The sequence below is a fragment of the Candidatus Reidiella endopervernicosa genome, from assembly GCF_013343005.1.
Lineage (GTDB): Bacteria > Pseudomonadota > Gammaproteobacteria.
Window position 1 is genome coordinate 325,124 of sequence record NZ_CP054491.1, and the last position, 12,957, is coordinate 338,080.

Consider the following 12,957-nt stretch of genomic DNA (forward strand, 5'->3'; position numbering starts at 1 on the left):
AATCATCGCCTTCAAGAGTGAACCACACGAACCACTGCTAGAGGCCACCACTGGTGGCGACAACACCGCCACCCTCAGCTTCCGTGCCAACGGCCCGATCTATTTTCGCCTCAGCGGTGAGACGGGTAGCCACTACCAGTTGATCCTGGTGGTCGGACCGGAACTGGAGGTTGGTAGTGGTGGTGATTTCATTCCGATGTCACAGGCGACCACCACCGGTGGTGCCCCCGATCAAACCGAAGCACCTGCATCCGCATCGACCACTGCCGACAAAGAAGAGGGGTCTGGACTCAGTAGCGTGATCGTTATCCTGCTGGTACTGATCCTGGTGGCACTCGGTGTGATCGCCTTCGCCCTGTTGCGAGGTAAACGCGGTGCAGCAGCGCTGCTCGGCTGTCTTGTTATTCCTATGGCTGGAGCACCACTCGATAGTGAAGCGGCACCGCCACTCGGCTCAACCCGTGAGTATCAGCAGCGCATCGGCCCCCATCTGGTTGATCGCAGTAGCACCCAGAGCGAGGGGCGAGGTTTCATTCTCGGTGCACAGGATCGCTACAACGGGGTTAAGCAGTTTCACGGCACAGCTGGCCAGATCATCGGCGCTTCACAGGCGCTGGCCAATTTTCTCAAGAAGTACGGTTTCATGGATCCCAACGATGCCGCCGTGCAGCCCAACTACAATCCGCGTGGCACCCCCTCACTCCCGGCCAGCATTCTTGATGATGTACGTGCACCGGGCACCCGCATGATCGAATACCGCTCCATTGCCGATAAGATCGAAAAGGCGCGCCGTCACCTTGAAGGGAATTATGTTGTGAAGAAGGAGACCGAACTCGAGGCGGGCATGATCAACGAACTGGCCGAGGCGGCCTCTGGCTTGAGCCCCTTCGCACAGCTCGCCTGGACGACGATGAAGGCGAATCCAAAAACCAGCTTCAACGTCTCAGCGGCGAACTTCTACAAGAAGTATGACGCCGGTCAGGAGAGTGGACTCAACTACCTCAACGATGCGCTCAAAGAGATGGGGGCGTTTGAAGCGAAGTACTACGGCTATCAGAACTGGTACGTCTACCACGGCCTGCCGTTTCACCAGTTTATGAGCATGCGTTACATCAGGCCGAGACATTTTCGACCAGCGTGTCATCGCCTGGTCGATTTTCTGAGCCAAACCTGTCGACACGAAGGGAATCGACCTTCTCACAGTTATACAACGAGAGAAACTGCAGGCGGCTATTTTTGGCACAGGTACTTAGCAGTGCAATCTTTATAATTCGCTTCACCGGCTGCCACATCAGAAACCGATCGACCCACCAGGGCGAACCGAGTGTGGTTACCACCAGTACTTCGCGAAGATTATCGAGTCGTGGTTTGATTGGGCCGTAGTCGCTGGCATGGTCGTAGGCGATTCCGGGCGCCCATACACGATCGAACCAACCTTTGAGGATTGCCGGAAAACCGAACCACCAGGTAGGGAAGAGCAGCACCAACGCCTCGGCGCTCTGCAACCGCTTCACCTCAGCCTCGACTGCCGAGCTGTCGTAACGTGCTGTGTAGTAGCTGCTACGTTCCTGGGCTGTCAGTGCGGGACTAAAACCCTCGGCATAGAGATCCTCAACCACCACCTCATGACCCGCCTCTACCAGCTGAACGATAATGCGTCGACCCAGATGCGTTGAGAGACTATCGGCCAGCGGGTGGGCAGTAACGAGCAGCGTTTTTATTTTCTTCTCTCTTTGAGCTCACATTCGATCTGCATAAATCCGGCTGCATGACTTTGTCACTGCTTAAGTTTGAGATGTGTGTGATCACCCATCGGACCAAACAGCGGAATACCACCGCCCAGGATAATCGGCATCAGTGATATTGGGGTATGTGTCAGCAGCGATTTTTCGACGAATGAAGCTGCCAGACTGCCGCCACCCACCAACCAGAGATGTTTAATGCCCTGATCACGTGCCGCCTCGACAACGGCCTCAGGTAACTTCTCGTTCTGGAGGTTTGCCCCTTCACTCGGCTCAACATCACCACACGTACAGACCCACGTCGGCTTGTCACCGTAGGGCCACGCACCGAATGATTTAATTATCTCGTAGGTCTTGCGCCCCATCACCAGACCATCGACTGTGGAGAAGAAGCTCTCATAACCGCTATCTTCCATCGAGATATCGAGCTCTTCTAACCACGACACATCGCCATCACTCTTGGCGATATAACCATCAACACTCGAGGCGGCATAGTAGGTGACCTTCAAATCTCTCTCACCATCAATCAATGCCTGCAACAGAGATTATCTCCGCAACCGCTACGTCCTTACGCAGCGCACGTGCAGCGGTGTAATCATCGGAATGGTAGAAATCGTTGGCTGCCTGCAACGAGGGAAACTCTATTATGATAATTCGACGCGCCTCATTTGGTCCCTCAAGCGAGTTTACCTCACCCCCTCGCGCCAGAAATTTTCCCTGGTGCTTCTCAACAATTGATGGCGCCACAGCCTGATAGCTTGTTAACTGCGAGGGATCAGACGCCTCAATTCGAATCACAACGTATCCTGCCACACTGCTCCTCCTGTTAAATATCAATCTATATGTAAAACAGTCGGCTTTATCTTCACTATTTCAATGACCGTTACACTCAAAATAGATTAGCCAGAGCCCCTTTTAACGATCTTCAATAAAGACTATCCGTAATTGGCAACTGCCATAACAACCTTTAACTCACTATCATCAATTTCCAAAGAGAATGGAATCGATAGAGTGAAATCATCGAGACCAACTCCGTTCAGCACCGACTTAATTTCATCTTCTGTAAAACCAATCCCCTCATCACTACCCTTTACCCAATCCCACTGAACAAAATATGCGCCCTCTCTCATCAACTGTTTCAGCAGGCGAACCGTGTCTGGATAATCGGGAACAAAGGCTAGCACTGATGAGGCGACTATTAGATCAAACTTGGGTGTGAGCAGTTCATGGCCATCGATTAGGTCCTGGCTTAGCTCTGAAGTTATCGTGCTTACATTCTCTATACACTTTTCATTAAGCACGTCGATCATTTTTTCCGATGGATCGATTGAAACAACCGTACCTGCTTGCTCAGCCAATTTACTGCTCAACAAGCCTGTTCCGCAGCCAAAGTCTAAAGCCCGACAATCCTCTATCTCTATGCGATCGATCAACGACTGATAGGCCTTCTCTGCATAGGCAATAACTGACGCATTACTATCCCAGCCATTCGCATAGTCGTCCCAGCTTTCACTCATTCTTGAAGCACACTCTTCTTTTGTAATAATGATTCAGTCATGCCTGACTAGTGAGCGTTTTTCTCAATCCATGCCAACGCATCATCACGACTTTTAAATGACTCTGTCTTAAAAACAGACTCCACATTCGCCTGCCAAAGGCTGGTCAGACTGAACTGGAGGCTCTCCGATTCAATGATCGCAAATACAATGTTTGGATTGACCTTCGCCGCCGCTTTGTCGAGTTCCGCAAGCGCCTCAATCTCGAATGCCGAAACGTTGTACTCGGTACATTTCGATTTATCGATGATCTGGTACCTCTGTTTGTGCAGCGTCTCCTCGCCGTAGACCCTCTTCTGCACATCAAGGATCTCACTGCCCGTCACAACACCTGTCCCGACCACCACCACACCCTCGCCACCATCAAGAACAACAACATCTACGGCCATAAACGTTTCACCACCTGTTCATATTCAAAGCAAACAATAATTCCAATCCAGCTCAATAGGAGATCGACGGCATTCTACGAATATATCGGTCATCAACCAGCTGCTTCAACATAAAGTCAGCCACATCGGCCCGTGAGATTTTAGCGCTAATTCTCCTGCCATCCGCCCTCATGCCATGCCAGTAGGAGTCCGTCAAACCCCCGTTGGTCAACGCACCGGCTCGAACTATAATCCACTCCAATCCACTCTCACGGATATGCGCTTCCTGAAGCTCATGATCATCGTAAACACCACGCAACGCCAGGGGAGTAATGAGGTATTTATACTTTAGCGGCAGTAGAGGCTCACTATCCCCACAGCCCAATGCAGATAGCGAGACCAAACGGTTTACACCCTGTTTAACCATGGCATCGATCACCGTTTTTGTCCCATGACCACGTAGTTTCTCCTTGCTCCTGACCGGGGCACCCAATGAGAACATGACCGCATCCTGCCCCTCGACTGCACTCTCAACCTCAGCACTATCTCTGACATCACCTTTCACGACCCTGAAAGCCGGGTGATCGATCTTGATCTTGTCGGGATTGCGAGCAAATGCAGTCACTTCATGACCTCTTGCTAGCGCCTGAGCGACCAACTGTCGTCCTGAACCACCTGTAGAACCAATAATTGTCAGCTTCATCTCTACCTCCCGACCCGTCTTTACTGCACAAGCCATCTATTAACTTGACACCATGTCAATTGACACAGTGTCAAGTATTGGATACGGTTTACACTATGTCAAGTGAAAAGCCAGATACCCGAGAACAGATCCTCCAGGCGACCTGGAAGTTGATGGAGCAGCGCGTCGGCAAGAGCATCGGCATGAGCGATGTCGCCAAGGCCACCGGCATCTCGCGGCAGGCGGTCTATCTCCACTTCTCGTCACGAACCGAGCTGATGATCGCCACCTCAAATTATGTGGATGAGGTCAAAGGCCTTAACCAACGTCTCAGCCAGTTCGAGAAGGCCAAAACGGGTCTCGAGATGATGGATGCCTGCGTCGAGGTGTGGGGAGAGTTCATGCCGGAAATCTACGGCATCGCCAAGGCGCTGCTCAGCACTAGAGATACCGATCAGGCCACCGCAGCCGCCTGGAATAACAACATGCGCTGCCTACGTGACTACTGTCGTGCTGCAATCGATAGGTTAGACGATGAAGGCAAACTGGCGCCTGAGTGGAGCCGAGAAGAGGCGACCGAGATATTCTGGACCCTGATATCGATCAACAACTGGGAGCAACTAACCATCGAGTGTGGTTGGTCAAACGAGAAGTACATTGAGCGGATGAAAGCGCTGATTAACCGAACCCTGGTTAATAGCCCCCACTGATTTACCTGATCAACGATCGCTAGCGCTGATCAAGCTCATCCTTACTGGCCCTGCAGAGTTTACTGACCACCAATTCATACGATCGATTGGCCAGATCAATCAACATCGCCTCCGGCACCTCTCCAGTCAGCGACACGGTGATCCAGTGATTCTTATTCATATGGTAACCCGGCACGATCGAGTCAAACTGACTCACCAAAACCTCGCAATCGGGTGGTGAACATTTCAGCGTAACCCGAGGGGGTTCCTCTGCCTCTGTTACCAGTGCAAACATCTTTCCCATGACCTTGAAGACCAACGCCTCTGGGCCAAAGGGATAACTACTCTCAGCACCTTTAAGAGATATCAGATGATGCGCTAGCGTCTCACTATTCATTCATCGCCCGATGAGATTAGAGTTCGAATCTTTTAAACACGCCACACCCTTGATTGATTACTCTTGGAGAGCAATGACTGCCATTTTCATCGTGCTTTCAAATGATTCTGCGCCCGCAATAAATAGACCATTATGGCAAAACATGGCGTCATCAATACCGGTTACTTCCTGAAGCGCATCATCGGATAGACCCGCCCATGATTTAGGCAGCGATTTTCTATCCTCGAATGAATCCTTCTCAACCGGTACCGTTTGTATCCGCCACTGGCCAGTCTGGGATGGGTAGACCATATACAAAGCCTCTTCAGACAGGGCGAGAACCGTCTTTTTCCATGGTGTGTATTTCTCCAGCACAATCACTCTCGGGTCTTCGGCATCATCGATGGCTTTAGCCACGATCGCTTTGGCACTAATTCCACCGTTTGCCGATGCGACAAAGCGAGCCAGGACACGCGATGCAAACTCTACCGCCTCATCAAAGCAGGCATCGAACGAACCCTCTTCTTGCCAGGTCGGATTAAACATAGAGATAGTCTGGCTAAGGGTAATGCCTTTAGTGGCAGCCTCGGCATGACCACAGTCGATGGCATCAATATTTGACACCAGACCTGAATCAACGCCATTTGCCACATCCTGATTACCCTGACAGATCTCCAGGCCATACTTCTGCCAGATCAAGCCAAATGATGAGTAGGGAATACCGTTTTCGCGCTCTCCTGCACCACCACGCTGATGATGGTCAAAACGGTCTCTATCGGGGTCATGTTCACCACCCACATCAACCACAACATCTGCCTTAGCGATAACATCCTGATCACGTGTGCGAATGAGTGTAGAAGAGGGATAAATGAACTTGAGAGCAGCGATACTGAAAACATCATCTGCATGATAATTACCGTTGTGAGTCGCTATGATTTTATCAGTCATCTGCTCTGCGTCGCTTTAGGATTGGATATAGGGATGTGCCCGTAAAACTCTGGATACTGAAATATCTAGACAGGCAATAAGTGACGGCGGATTCTATACGAAGATAGCCAACAAAAATAGCAGCCATTCAACAACCAAAACATCACACGTACGTCAATATATGACAATGGCGAAGAAACGATAATTTGCGTGATGATAAGCGTCTGCGAATGACGTCTACTCTGTATACAGGTAATCTGATACCTTGATTAAGTTCAGAGGACCATCTTCAGGATATTGCGAATTTGATAAGGGTAACGCCCTTATCCTTTAGATTAAGAGGCTATGGGGAGCTGCAGCAGAGCTGTTTGGTGTAGACAATTCCGCCTCTGTTCTGATCGGGCACACAGGATGCTATCTGAACGCTTGCAACCGAAGCCGACTCTGATCCGATTTCGCTCTGGCACAACTCTATGTACTCCAGCTTGAAACGCTCAGAATCGAGGTTCCGGCTAACATGTTCACACTTAGGGCCTGGGTAATACTCTTCCCTGGTTATAGACACAGCCTGATCGGCGCTACAGGGCTTAGCCATTGATTCTTCCGTCTGAGTAGTTAGTTCTGCTCTATTAGCTGGTATTGGCTCTGGTACCACCGCTGTTTGTGGTTGCTCAGCCTGCAACAGGTCGACTTCACTCTCACCCGCGTATTGATATCTGATGGTCGTATAGTAATAACTATAACCATGCGCTTCTTGAACAATCGTCTTACGTTGGTTGTCTGGTAGCAGCTCAATCCCTTTCGCGCCGTCGTTGTTGCCCCAGCATGCAGATAGACATACCCCGGCACCCAGTTTGTTAACCCGATACCGGTCACATAATTCCCGTCTTGATCAAATACTTCCAGTGATCCAGAGAGGTTATCCAGATCTTTCTCTGTGTTATTCGTTAGCTCAACAACGATCTTTTTGTCATCAGCCGAAAGAAATGCGGCATTTACAAAGCTGCGCTGGAGTGCAAGCAGCTCAACTCTTCTTTTATTCTCCTTTTCAATCCGCTTCTTTTCTTCAGCGAATTGTTTTGGTTGGCTTCAACTTCAGCCTTGATCTGTTCTGGTGTCCTCTTCGCTGTATCACTGGAATCGCAGCCATAGAGGATCATGGTGACTACAAACAGAGCGGTAAGTTTATTCATGATTTCAGGTCCACATGGTTTACTCAGGAACTTCAGAGACTCGGTTTTAAGGGTAGCTCAACCAACTTACGCTGCCCCTTTGATGATAACAAACACTTCAGCTCATCAAATTTGATCAAGTTTAAATAATGCTTTCTGTTCTTATCCATTTCACTGTATTCAAAAAATGAATTCGTCTCGTTTATGCTCGTACCTATTGGATAACAGCGAGTCAGAATACCCACACCCCAATCAGTATCAATGCAGCACGAATATATATCGGGGTTAAAACGCCATTTCATGAAGGCCTTCCATGTCGTACCATTCCATGTCTCGCACGCGGGAGAATTGTAGTACCGATATTCTTCTCTGGCGTGCCATTCAGTTGGTGGGTTACAGTCATGAAGAACAACAAAACCATTGTCTTTGATATAGTTAAAAGCGTTGGTAATATCTCTATCAACCTGCTCCGCCAGGTGTAACCCGTCAATAAAAACAACATCAAACCTTGTTTCTGGCGTAAGTATTTTGTTTTCAGATAGCGACTTAAAAAACTCATCACTAGTTGTCTTATAATCCACAGGGTTATTTTCGAATTCTAAACCTGGATCGACACTGTATTTATTGCTCGCAACAATATGATTAAAGTTGTCATCAGGGTTCCTAACCCCGATCTCCAAATAGTTGGTATCATCTTCTGACAGGGATAGCAGGAAGTTTATTATTTCTGTACGAAGTGGTCGCTTGCGATTTTCTAACCGTGTTTTGTCAATAGCAGACTTATAATAATGAGCGTTATCTGGGGCTTGTTTGCATAGGCATTGTTTTTTAGATTTTATTCTATTCTTTCTGAAGAAAATCACTGCATTAACTCCTTGTTCAGTAGAAACATAGATATAACCGTGAATGGCATATGGTCAGATATCATTATTATCAATTATTATAAACAAGACCTCTACGAACCGGTAAATCATCAAACACCCTCACCCCTTAATCAGATGAAGGCACTATTGAGAAACACAGCAGAGCAGTTTGGTACAGGTCATTCCGCTTCAAAACCATGCAGGACAGAGATATGGAGATAAGAAAGATCTTGGCAGCATTCACATTTGGGGGCAGTGTAAAAACTCACCGCCCAACACTTGCGAGACGATCAATACATTTCGAGTTTTTACACTGCCCCCTAACATCCTTATTGTGCCTGATTATAAATGACAGGCATTTGCCCCTTCCATTTCGACCAACTATTTTCGTTCATGACCAGTTCTGCCATAAAATGGCCGACATTAATTCTGCTAGCTGATCCAGAATCGAATATCGCATTTCGTATTGGCGATCTCTTCACGTCGTACTCTGTAACCTTGTTTTCATCGATCAATGCATCGGGGCGAACAGCCGCCCATTCAATGTCGCCATCATTCTGACCGATTCGCGTACGCAAATAATCTGCTGCCTTTTCATTGTCTGCATGCGGAGGCAACAAGACTCTTAATATCGCGATAACGATACGCTGACTTAATGGGGGGTATCTCAGGTATATCCCTATTACTGTTCCCAGTAGTGTTCATAAGTACAACTTTAACGGGGCTCCCCGACTTATTAGACTTAATAGCCTGACATATACACTCAACTGTATCTGTCACAAGCAAACGCGGCTTTCCAAACATGCCTTTAAACGTAAGGTTATGACCAAGACACGAGACAGCGGCATCACAGTCTTTTAAATATTCAGCCATTTCTAATTTAGTCAGGCCATGAACAGAAGCCTGAATTTTATTTAGGCTTGGTTTGTCAGGCAACGCATCTATCGAACGAACGAACTATCGCATTCACCTCGATACCTTGACTAAGCAACTGATCAACAACATGTCCTCCGGTAGCGCCACTTGCACCGACAACTAATACTTTCATAGTTAATTCCTTTTTTATTACAACCTCGACAAGACTCAATGATCTTTGTCTCTGTCAAAGATCACCTGGGTACCCAGTGATAGAGGTAGATCGGAGATTGGTAGATGTCGTTAAGTTTGGTGACTTTTATAGGTTGAAACGAAGACAAAGCAAATGTGTTACTCACGATTCGAATCTCGTTTGAGAGTTCGCCTTTTAGTTTCTCTTCGAGAGAGAGCATGCCTTCAGGAAAAAGATAGCAGCATAGCAGTGATGCACCGCTGAGGTCTGCCTTCATGAAGTCTTTGCGATAGAGCGTAAGGTTGTTCAGTTGTAAGCCATATTTCCAAATCATTGAGACCAACCAGGGTATCAATGACAGCTCATAACCTATCACCTGTTGACGGGGATACTTACGGGCAAGAGCGATAACGAGCGTTCCCCAACCAGAACCCAGGTCGATTAATGGTCCTTTTACAGTCCCGTCAATTGAAGCAAGCATGGCTTGGCAGGCCTTGCCTGAACTCATCATGGGAGAAATACCCGTTATCAGCGTATTCCAAACAATCGAGATGATCGCCAGAAGGAGGCAAACAAGTATTATTAATTCTAGAGTAACCATCTATCGAGAAAATCAACCGCGTCAGAGAGCATCATACTCTAATATTTGAAATATTTGCTCTCCGACACGGTTTACTCTTATCCCCTTTTGGAGAAAGTTGGGCGGCGATCGCTGACCGCCATGGATAGCGAAGCGAAGGCGGTTAGTCCGCGATAGTCGACGCCGTCTGCCTATTCGTAGTTGAGAGCGCGAGCGAACGACGAAGAAGATGCAGCAGCGGCTTTATGTCGGCGTAGAGTCACTGAGGGAGTTGTGTAGAGCCGCGAAGAGGTGATTACGCAACGAACGCAGGACGTCGGGGCGCCGTAGGCATAAATGGTCGCGTTAAGTTTTGCTGTTTGCTTGGGCTTTGATGCCCAAAACAAACTTTCGCAAAAATAGCGACTCCCCGACGTTAAAGGGGTCAAGTCATTTCCCAAGATTAGACCAGAATCGTAAAGGCATAACGCAAGACCTACCCCTTTCCCACTGGGTAAGAATTATCCGGGTCAAGGAACAGCTTTCTCTAATATTAGAAACCATTGCTCTCTGACACCTATTATTCTCGGGGTTTTAAACAATTGCTCTCTGGCACCTATTATTCCAAGTAGAAAAAACTCGCCGGAGACTGTCTCTCCGCTCTTTGTTTTAGCACCTTGAAGTTTTGCGGAGTACATGTCGTCAGGACGGTAAATACATCCGCCTGTGACAGCTTCGCCATCTTTCGTTTCAACACCAACGAGTTCTCCACGCTGGCCGCTGTACATAAAGCATTCACCAGTCACACTCTTTCCGCTACTAGTGGTGGCTCCATCAAGCTCGCAATACCTACCTTCATAGCTATAGCCCTACGCATTAACATCAATACTTAAGACCAAAAGAAATATAAACGCAGCTAGAGCTTTGACTTGTCCATTCATATATTCCTTTCTGTTACTGGATTAATGAGCATTACACACCTAACGTTTAAGTAAGTGGGATCAGATGAAACTAAATCCTTACTTTTACGCAATGTTGGCCACCTCGGTCAGATAATTTAGGTCTGATAAGTGGCTCGTATCAAGAACTAAGTTTCATCTGACCCCACTTATTCTTTTGGAGAAAGTTGTGCGGCTATCGTTAAAGGCATAACGCAAGACCCACCCCTTTTCCACCGGGTAACAATTAAACCGCGTCAAGGAACCGTTTTCTCTAATATTAGAAACAATTGCTCTCTGGCACTCTGGCACTCTGGCACTCTGGCACTCTGGCACCTATTATTTTCTAACGAGCGCCTTGTTATGTTCCCACATCGAATGCTGGCTCCGATCGTGGAAGTTGATTTATGACAGCCCGAACAATCTTATGCCCCATCGCCTCTTGAATTGCTTCTCTAAAGTTATCAATACCTTTAACTATATTGGATCCATGGAGCATCGCTCGCCAATGAATATCCTGATCTGTTGGTATTTGCCAGTTTAACAACCTTACAAGGGCCATATGTGCGAAAAGCATTGATTCTTCCGGCACTACATGGCTCATTGTTATATGCGTATCAGTATGTTCTTCAGATTCTTCAAGATCCCAGGTTACAAATAATTGTTGTACCTGCGATGGCAATTTTCGTACTACTTCACCATCCCCGTTAGTGAAATACACTTCTTCTATAACCATCTTCCATTGCTCTTCTTTTCCATCTTCAGTTTCCTCTGAACCAATTAACGCTTCTTTTTAGTCCAAAATGAAGGCCGGCCTTGGAGTAGAGCGAGTAAGAAAAACCCCTGCTAATACTCCGAGTAGATTTTCCTTAATTGCCTCGCCGAAGTGGATGTTGTAATTCTTCTGGGCTTTTTCAGATGTTTTAGTTCGAATAGCATCCAAAGGATTTGCCACTTCCATGCTATCAATATGGGCAGATTAACTACATCGGCGTAGCGCTGTAGTCTCTTCATATAATCGGGCCGAAAAGAAAGAGTTTTGTCTTTTTAGACTTTACCTCTATAAGAACTGGAACTTCTTTTCCCTTAACATTGAATACGGCAAGGAGATCGGGTACTTGGTAGTTTATTGTTGATTTCTCTGGTGTCTGTTTCTGATCTAGCTTGTGTATCACATCACAGCACCCAAGCCACCCGCATACCACTGAAAATTCGTCTTCGCATGGAAGGCCAACATTCAACCTATGTATACGCGCAGCAATTTGCCCAGCCTCAGCACCCCACCCAAGTTGCTCTAAAGCCTCATGTATTAGTTGCTCTAAATCATCTGGCTTTTGTGGTATGTGTGTCATGGTTAGTATTTTGGAACATAACGTCGCAAACAACCTGACCCTTTTTGTGAGCATCGCGAACGGAAAATGGGTCAGGTTGATTTGCCTTGTTATATTTTTAGCAACAAGAACACTCGTTTTCTTGCCTCCACAGAAACCACAATATTTTTCACTAGTATTGTAGCCTTCTGCCAAGCGAACATATTTGGCTGTTCCTGGCTTAAACTCAGATCCACACATTCTGCAATAATTATGACCTCTATCTTCATACAACTTGCAATCATTACATTTATGATTTGGATTCATTGCTTGCACCTTGTTCCTCAGCCTCCGTAAAGGTGTAATCTACACCTCCGCTGACCGCCATGGATAGCGAAGCGAAGGCGGTTAGTCCCGATAGTCGACGCCGTCTGCCTATTCGTAGTTGAGAGCGCGAGCGAACGACGAAGAAGATGCAGCAGCGGCTTTATGTCGGCGTAGAGTCAGTGAGGGAGTTGTGTAGAGCCGCGAAGAGGTGATTACGCAACGAACGCAGGACGTCGGGGCGCCGTAGGCATAAACGGTCGCGTTAAGTATTTGCCGCTTGCTTGGGCTTGGATGCCCAAAACATGCTTCCGCAAAAATAGCGACTCCCCGACATTCCACCTTTCTATCTCATGACCACATTTAGAGCAGTTAAAATGACCTTTTTCTCTAACTGGTTGTT

The 12,957-nt window shown here is 47.5% G+C and carries 18 protein-coding genes; 1 reads left to right on the forward strand and 17 read right to left on the reverse strand.

Annotated features, from left to right (window positions below):
- Window positions 1-1,112 precede the first annotated feature (1,112 nt).
- From HUE57_RS01695 to HUE57_RS01720, 6 genes are all read right to left on the reverse strand, one after another.
- Window positions 1,113-1,721 carry an NAD(P)H-dependent oxidoreductase gene (locus HUE57_RS01695; RefSeq protein ID WP_320416307.1) on the reverse strand — a complete coding sequence of 203 codons (609 nt, stop codon included), beginning with the start codon at window positions 1,719-1,721 and terminating at the stop codon, window positions 1,113-1,115.
- Between the two features lie 56 nt (window positions 1,722-1,777).
- A complete protein-coding gene (locus tag HUE57_RS01700; RefSeq protein WP_078484681.1) occupies window positions 1,778-2,251 on the reverse strand; it encodes a dihydrofolate reductase family protein in 474 nt (157 codons plus the stop codon).
- A gap of 13 nt (window positions 2,252-2,264) precedes the next feature.
- Window positions 2,265-2,555 (reverse strand): DUF1330 domain-containing protein, encoded by a 291-nt coding sequence (locus HUE57_RS01705; RefSeq protein WP_172840356.1) that lies wholly within the window; start codon window positions 2,553-2,555, stop codon window positions 2,265-2,267.
- A 122-nt stretch (window positions 2,556-2,677) separates the two neighbouring features.
- Window positions 2,678-3,259, reverse strand: a complete 582-nt coding sequence (locus tag HUE57_RS01710) for a class I SAM-dependent DNA methyltransferase (protein WP_078484683.1) — start codon at window positions 3,257-3,259, stop codon at window positions 2,678-2,680.
- 47 nt (window positions 3,260-3,306) lie between these two features.
- On the reverse strand, window positions 3,307-3,687 hold the full coding sequence (locus HUE57_RS01715) for a hypothetical protein (RefSeq protein WP_078484684.1): 381 nt from the start codon (window positions 3,685-3,687) through the stop codon (window positions 3,307-3,309).
- Window positions 3,688-3,739: 52 nt separating this feature from the next.
- Window positions 3,740-4,369, reverse strand: coding sequence for an NAD(P)-dependent oxidoreductase (locus HUE57_RS01720; protein WP_078484688.1), 630 nt, complete (start codon window positions 4,367-4,369; stop codon window positions 3,740-3,742).
- A 95-nt stretch (window positions 4,370-4,464) separates the two neighbouring features.
- Here HUE57_RS01720 and HUE57_RS01725 point away from each other — a divergent pair, with 95 nt between their 5' ends.
- On the forward strand, window positions 4,465-5,058 hold the full coding sequence (locus HUE57_RS01725; protein WP_078484685.1) for a TetR/AcrR family transcriptional regulator: 594 nt from the start codon (window positions 4,465-4,467) through the stop codon (window positions 5,056-5,058).
- Window positions 5,059-5,077: 19 nt separating this feature from the next.
- Here HUE57_RS01725 and HUE57_RS01730 read toward each other — a convergent pair whose 3' ends face one another.
- The 11 genes from HUE57_RS01730 to HUE57_RS01780 all read right to left on the reverse strand — a co-directional run bounded on the left by HUE57_RS01730 (window position 5,078) and on the right by HUE57_RS01780 (window position 12,896).
- Window positions 5,078-5,434, reverse strand: a complete 357-nt coding sequence (locus HUE57_RS01730) for an MmcQ/YjbR family DNA-binding protein (RefSeq protein WP_078484686.1) — start codon at window positions 5,432-5,434, stop codon at window positions 5,078-5,080.
- A gap of 57 nt (window positions 5,435-5,491) precedes the next feature.
- Entirely contained in the window at window positions 5,492-6,361 is an 870-nt protein-coding gene (locus tag HUE57_RS01735) for an MYG1 family protein (protein WP_078484687.1), read from the reverse strand.
- Between the two features lie 974 nt (window positions 6,362-7,335).
- Window positions 7,336-7,533, reverse strand: coding sequence for a hypothetical protein (locus HUE57_RS01740; protein ID WP_174672593.1), 198 nt, complete (start codon window positions 7,531-7,533; stop codon window positions 7,336-7,338).
- 32 nt (window positions 7,534-7,565) lie between these two features.
- Window positions 7,566-8,375 (reverse strand): class I SAM-dependent methyltransferase, encoded by an 810-nt coding sequence (locus HUE57_RS01745; protein WP_236860661.1) that lies wholly within the window; start codon window positions 8,373-8,375, stop codon window positions 7,566-7,568.
- A gap of 329 nt (window positions 8,376-8,704) precedes the next feature.
- A complete protein-coding gene (locus HUE57_RS19875) occupies window positions 8,705-8,992 on the reverse strand; it encodes an NAD(P)-dependent oxidoreductase (RefSeq protein WP_135622403.1) in 288 nt (95 codons plus the stop codon).
- Window positions 8,993-9,484: 492 nt separating this feature from the next.
- Window positions 9,485-9,934 (reverse strand): methyltransferase, encoded by a 450-nt coding sequence (locus HUE57_RS01755; protein ID WP_135622397.1) that lies wholly within the window; start codon window positions 9,932-9,934, stop codon window positions 9,485-9,487.
- Between the two features lie 260 nt (window positions 9,935-10,194).
- Window positions 10,195-10,389, reverse strand: a complete 195-nt coding sequence (locus HUE57_RS01760; RefSeq protein WP_174672594.1) for a hypothetical protein — start codon at window positions 10,387-10,389, stop codon at window positions 10,195-10,197.
- Window positions 10,390-10,512: 123 nt separating this feature from the next.
- Window positions 10,513-10,770 (reverse strand): hypothetical protein, encoded by a 258-nt coding sequence (locus HUE57_RS01765; protein ID WP_174672595.1) that lies wholly within the window; start codon window positions 10,768-10,770, stop codon window positions 10,513-10,515.
- Between the two features lie 511 nt (window positions 10,771-11,281).
- Window positions 11,282-11,656 carry a hypothetical protein gene (locus tag HUE57_RS01770; protein WP_174672596.1) on the reverse strand — a complete coding sequence of 125 codons (375 nt, stop codon included), beginning with the start codon at window positions 11,654-11,656 and terminating at the stop codon, window positions 11,282-11,284.
- 274 nt (window positions 11,657-11,930) lie between these two features.
- Entirely contained in the window at window positions 11,931-12,557 is a 627-nt protein-coding gene (locus HUE57_RS01775; RefSeq protein ID WP_174672597.1) for a hypothetical protein, read from the reverse strand.
- Between the two features lie 108 nt (window positions 12,558-12,665).
- Window positions 12,666-12,896 (reverse strand): hypothetical protein, encoded by a 231-nt coding sequence (locus HUE57_RS01780; RefSeq protein WP_174672598.1) that lies wholly within the window; start codon window positions 12,894-12,896, stop codon window positions 12,666-12,668.
- Window positions 12,897-12,957 lie beyond the last annotated feature (61 nt).

Bases quoted from the DNA above. Each gene is read 5' to 3' on its own strand.
- HUE57_RS01710 (WP_078484683.1), bottom strand. From the start codon at position 3,259: ATGAGTGAAAGCTGGGACGACTATGCGAATGGCTGGGATAGTAATGCG.
- HUE57_RS01715 (WP_078484684.1), bottom strand. From the start codon at position 3,687: ATGGCCGTAGATGTTGTTGTTCTTGATGGTGGCGAGGGTGTGGTGGTG.
- HUE57_RS01720 (WP_078484688.1), bottom strand. From the start codon at position 4,369: ATGAAGCTGACAATTATTGGTTCTACAGGTGGTTCAGGACGACAGTTG.
- HUE57_RS01725 (WP_078484685.1), top strand. From the start codon at position 4,465: ATGTCAAGTGAAAAGCCAGATACCCGAGAACAGATCCTCCAGGCGACC.
- HUE57_RS01730 (WP_078484686.1), bottom strand. From the start codon at position 5,434: ATGAATAGTGAGACGCTAGCGCATCATCTGATATCTCTTAAAGGTGCT.
- HUE57_RS01735 (WP_078484687.1), bottom strand. From the start codon at position 6,361: ATGACTGATAAAATCATAGCGACTCACAACGGTAATTATCATGCAGAT.
- HUE57_RS01740 (WP_174672593.1), bottom strand. From the start codon at position 7,533: ATGAATAAACTTACCGCTCTGTTTGTAGTCACCATGATCCTCTATGGC.
- HUE57_RS01755 (WP_135622397.1), bottom strand. From the start codon at position 9,934: ATGATGAGTTCAGGCAAGGCCTGCCAAGCCATGCTTGCTTCAATTGAC.
- HUE57_RS01765 (WP_174672595.1), bottom strand. From the start codon at position 10,770: ATGTACAGCGGCCAGCGTGGAGAACTCGTTGGTGTTGAAACGAAAGAT.
- HUE57_RS01770 (WP_174672596.1), bottom strand. From the start codon at position 11,656: ATGGTTATAGAAGAAGTGTATTTCACTAACGGGGATGGTGAAGTAGTA.
- HUE57_RS01775 (WP_174672597.1), bottom strand. From the start codon at position 12,557: ATGAATCCAAATCATAAATGTAATGATTGCAAGTTGTATGAAGATAGA.